This window comes from Nostoc cf. edaphicum LEGE 07299 (assembly GCF_015207245.1).
In the GTDB taxonomy this organism is placed as follows: Bacteria; Cyanobacteriota; Cyanobacteriia; order Cyanobacteriales; family Nostocaceae; genus Nostoc; species Nostoc edaphicum_B.
This window is the reverse complement of record NZ_JADEXF010000527.1, coordinates 1-4,110: the sequence shown is the minus strand read 5'-3', so window position 1 is coordinate 4,110 and position 4,110 is coordinate 1. Positions and strand designations below refer to the sequence as shown.

General features: G+C 40.2%; 5 protein-coding genes. 2 read left to right on the top strand and 3 right to left on the bottom strand.

Features of this window, described 5'->3' with window-relative positions:
- Nucleotides 1-3 precede the first annotated feature (3 nt).
- Both IQ229_RS16185 and IQ229_RS16180 read left to right on the top strand, forming a co-directional pair.
- Nucleotides 4-597 carry a DUF1517 domain-containing protein gene (locus IQ229_RS16185; RefSeq protein ID WP_194045354.1) on the top strand — a complete coding sequence of 198 codons (594 nt, stop codon included), beginning with the start codon at nt 4-6 and terminating at the stop codon, nt 595-597.
- Between the two features lie 70 nt (nt 598-667).
- Entirely contained in the window at nt 668-1,552 is an 885-nt protein-coding gene (locus IQ229_RS16180) for a hypothetical protein (protein WP_194045351.1), read from the top strand.
- A gap of 131 nt (nt 1,553-1,683) precedes the next feature.
- Here IQ229_RS16180 and IQ229_RS16175 read toward each other — a convergent pair whose 3' ends face one another.
- The 3 genes from IQ229_RS16175 to IQ229_RS16165 all read right to left on the bottom strand — a co-directional run bounded on the left by IQ229_RS16175 (nt 1,684) and on the right by IQ229_RS16165 (nt 3,980).
- Complete coding sequence (locus IQ229_RS16175; protein ID WP_194045349.1) at nt 1,684-1,962, bottom strand: hypothetical protein; 279 nt, start codon at nt 1,960-1,962, stop codon at nt 1,684-1,686.
- Nucleotides 1,963-2,308: 346 nt separating this feature from the next.
- Complete coding sequence (locus IQ229_RS16170) at nt 2,309-3,082, bottom strand: hypothetical protein (RefSeq protein WP_194045347.1); 774 nt, start codon at nt 3,080-3,082, stop codon at nt 2,309-2,311.
- A 490-nt stretch (nt 3,083-3,572) separates the two neighbouring features.
- Nucleotides 3,573-3,980, bottom strand: a complete 408-nt coding sequence (locus tag IQ229_RS16165) for a hypothetical protein (protein ID WP_194045353.1) — start codon at nt 3,978-3,980, stop codon at nt 3,573-3,575.
- Nucleotides 3,981-4,110 lie beyond the last annotated feature (130 nt).

The window sequence follows — 4,110 nt, the reverse complement described above, 5'->3', positions numbered from 1 at the left end:
AAAATGAGCAATATTTTTAATAAAATGATTGGTCGAACTCGCTATGTAGTGTTTCGCCTATTTCTGCACTTAGGGGGAGGTGAAGTAGCGCCAATTTTGGGAGTATTAAATAGTGCTGGACGAGATGCGATCGATGCCGATGGCGATTTAGAAGTTTTAGGAGAAGGATTGGTAGAAATTAGCCAAACTCTGCTGCAATATGATGAATATTGGCTTTCTGCTGCCAACGAAGGTGATGTATTTTTTAATGAGGGCGAAGCGGGGGATTACGTGAATGAATTATTTACTGACTCTGCTGAAAGATATCTCAGCGAACCAAATTACAGTTCGGACTCTGGATTGAATGAACCTTTATCCATACCTGTAACCCGCAACGTCATTGTGATGATTACAGTAGCTTATGAAGGAGAAGTACCAGATTTGGAAACCGATCTTTCTAACGTTCAGGCACTCAAGGAAGGATTGAAAGCATTGATAAATTTGCATTATAAACATAGATTAAAGGCAATCCAAGTGCATTTCTCGCCAGCACAGTTGGGCGATGAACTCACTAGCGATCAACTGTTGCAATATTATCCAGAATTGATTCCTTTGTAATTTGTTGGGTAGTCCGTACTTACTACTCGTATCGATAAATTGTTAAGCTCAGAGATAGGACAATAATCCAATGATCATGACCATAGTACGTAAATTTACAGCCGTTTTTTTAGCTCTGAGTTTGTGTGTCACAACTGTCGCTTGTGGTGGGGGAAACGAAACTACTCCTCCTGCTAAGAACGTTAGCCAAACCTCTACTAACACAAAACTGGGTGATGGTGAGTATAAAATACAACAAGCTACTTATGACGATGCAACTGGTGAATACAGCTTGTTTTTACTTAACAATAATCCTCCAACCTTTGCAACCGAAAATTTGCAAATGGCACGGTTAACTGATGATGAAATCAAGCAAGGTAAGAAAACCTATCTGAAGGTAGAAAAAGGACAACCGATTTTATATCTAACGGAAGACTTTAAAATAGATTACGTCCACAACGTTACCGAGAATAAAACCAATCCCCAAACCGGACAACAAGAGACGGTTGTAGTCCGTCGAGAAAATAGCTTCTGGGCACCATTTGCTGGGTCTGTGGCTGGTGCTGTGGCAGGTCAGGCGATTGGTAGTCTGTTGTTTAGACCCCAGTATTATGTACCCCCTGTTTATCAATCAGGACAAGGATTAAGTGGCTTTGGTGGATATGGTGGAACTTATGGTCAAGCAGTTCAAAGCTACCAAACTCGGTACAACACGCAACCAGCAGCCGTGAGAAATCGCACTGCATTCCGTAATACAGGCACAATTAGAAGATCGTATCCGGGAAATTCAACTGTACGCAATGCACCGCGTAGTACTACTGGTAATAACCGCCCTTCTGGTTCTGGTTTTGGTGGTAGCACCTTGCAACCCTCTGGCAGAGCCACCTCACCCAGACGCAATTCTGGCAGTGGTTTTGGTAGTGGGCGTAGTACAGCACCCCGCCGCTCAACTGGTTTTGGTAGCAGACGCCGTTAGGAAATTCCAAATGCAATAAATAGACTGCCTAAGAAGTTAAGGTAGTGTGTTGCACAAAGAAGTCGGAAGGTTATAAGTTAACACTCCGGCTTCTCTTTATATCTATGCAATTCCTGAAGATTAATTATGAATTATTCGGTCAAATAATATGAAATACTAAATACAAATATTGCTAACAGAACAGGAATCATTTTACTAAAGTCTATTCGCTTTTGTTGAACCATTTCTAAACAAGACATCGGAATCATCAAAGGCCAGAAGATAGCTGTAACTAAAAACATCACAACCGATAAAAATTTATCATCGGCAGTGGAAGTGGGATGACGTAGGGAAAATATTAACCAATTGGTTAAAAAATAGCATGACATTAACAAGTAACCAATAGTTAAAGTCAGTTGTATCTGATTCACCGTAAGTACTCCTGAAGTTATGTAAGCTTTACTAATCATCATTCGTACAAAGTTATAACATATACATTCGAAACCTCACCCCGTATTTGCTGACGCAAACACTCCCCTCTCCTTAGTAAGGAGAGGCGTTGGGGTTAAGGTTAAAAGATATACTTTATAGCGGTTATCAGTTGAGTACAATACAGACCTAACCCCCAGCCCCTTCCCTATAAGGGAAGGGGAGTAAGATTCAAAGCCTCTCTCCTTTTAGGAGAGAGGTTTGGAGAGAGGTCAAACTGTATTGCTTCCATTCGAGAACCGCTATATATAAACGATAACTGCTATAGCTGTAGCTATTAAAGCAATTTTAAGCGGTCTTAAAAAATCGAATAATTTCGCGGACATGATCGAGAAATTGCCCGTCGGTGGAAAGTTGCGCGATCGCATTTCTGGCTTCTCTCCCCAAACGCTCATGTTCTGTTTGATTTGTCGCCCGTAATTCTTCCAAGTTAGCCGCAATTCGGGCTAAATCTCTGCGAGTTTCTTCGGCAAAACGTTGTTGAGTTGCGGATAAAGAATAGGGTTGTTCTGGGTTGAGTTGATCTTCCAATGACTGGATTTTTTGTTCCAATATAGAGAAGCGATCGCGCAGTTCAAAAATATCTTCGCGCGGATACTTCCATTCTTGGCGAATCATCGCTAACCGCGCATATAAATACTCGTAAGCGCGAATCGCGGGACGCAGAATTGTTAATAACAAAGCTGCACCAGAACTTATATATCCAACCGTACTAATACCAGTGACAGCAAGGGTATAAAGACCAACGGCTGAGAATAAGTGTAAAGCAATAGCAACCCAGAGCGATCGCTTTGCCAACAATGTGACATACTTCACTTGTTTCTCATCAACTGGAATGCCTTTTTCAGTTGATTGTGCTGCTTCTGCTAAGACTTCTTTGGCTTGAAAATGCACATTCCACGGTACGGTAACAATTACCAACAGCCACCAAAAACTTGCACCACCAATCACCCAATCAAGAAAGTTACCTGTAGGGATGTGCAACCATTGCAGTAAGCCAAAAGCCACCAGCACCGGAACCACAATTCCAATAATAGAACTGATGAAAAAGTTAATATACATCTTGCCCTGTCTCCGGTGAAACTATCACCTCGATTATGGTTAGTAGTTCTCAATTATACAAATATATTTGTGATGGTTTTTCTAGTTGCACATATCCCAATGTACGTAATTCAAACTTAAAAAATTTTTGTGTTCAGAATCTTTGTGATAGTTTTTCTAGCAGCACATATTCCACTGTATGTAATTCAAAATTTCAAAATCTTTAATATAGTTCTTCCGCAACTGCGACAAACTTAGCTTTATTTATTGAACTTTTTAAGTGTTAATTACGGATAAAAAGTTTCTCCATCCGAAGACTTCGTACCTTTGACTTCGGAATAATAGCCTGATGCAACCATTTATCAAAATTTGGGAGAGGCGGCGCAGAACTTTTACCCTGATAAAAAGATTTCAATTCATCAAGCAAAACTTAACTAGCATTTGGTGTTTACGCTACTGGTTTGCAATTCTTACGCAAATGAAAAAAAGCACTGTGATAGATAATACAGTTTTACTCAACTAAATAGCTACGCCAAATTGATTGAGTATTTTTACTATCTTTTTCTGGAAGCAGCAATCGCCAAGTTTTACCTTCTTGCTGAATTTGTAGATAAACATCAAAGGGTTTTTTTGGTTGCGTCAAGCGTCGTTTTGGTAGCTTAACAATTAAGTCGTAGGTTCCCCGGACGCGAAAAGCTGGTAAATTGTCAATCGTCAGTGGTTCTTCCTGGGTAATTGATAGCCGCTTGATTTCAAATCCTTGAAAATCTAAATCCAACTGTTGGCTAAGTTTTTGTTGAGTTTGTTCTAGCCCAAGTGCGATCGCTTTTTGCACTAAATCGCTAGTTGGTAGCAGTCCAATACTGCCACAAGCTGTCACTAGCACCAGCAATATTGCTGTCAAAACTAACCGCACCATGTTATTCCTGAGATTCCACTTATCAGCGATAGTATAACTGTAGATTCTCTCAATTCTCTGATCTATCATGCCAAAACAGTCTATAGGTCTTGATAATCAACTCTACAATTATCTTTTATCCGTTTCGCTG

Bases quoted from the DNA above. Each gene is read 5' to 3' on its own strand.
- IQ229_RS16180 (WP_194045351.1), top strand. From the start codon at position 668: ATGATCATGACCATAGTACGTAAATTTACAGCCGTTTTTTTAGCTCTG.
- IQ229_RS16185 (WP_194045354.1), top strand. From the start codon at position 4: ATGAGCAATATTTTTAATAAAATGATTGGTCGAACTCGCTATGTAGTG.
- IQ229_RS16165 (WP_194045353.1), bottom strand. From the start codon at position 3,980: ATGGTGCGGTTAGTTTTGACAGCAATATTGCTGGTGCTAGTGACAGCT.
- IQ229_RS16170 (WP_194045347.1), bottom strand. From the start codon at position 3,082: ATGTATATTAACTTTTTCATCAGTTCTATTATTGGAATTGTGGTTCCG.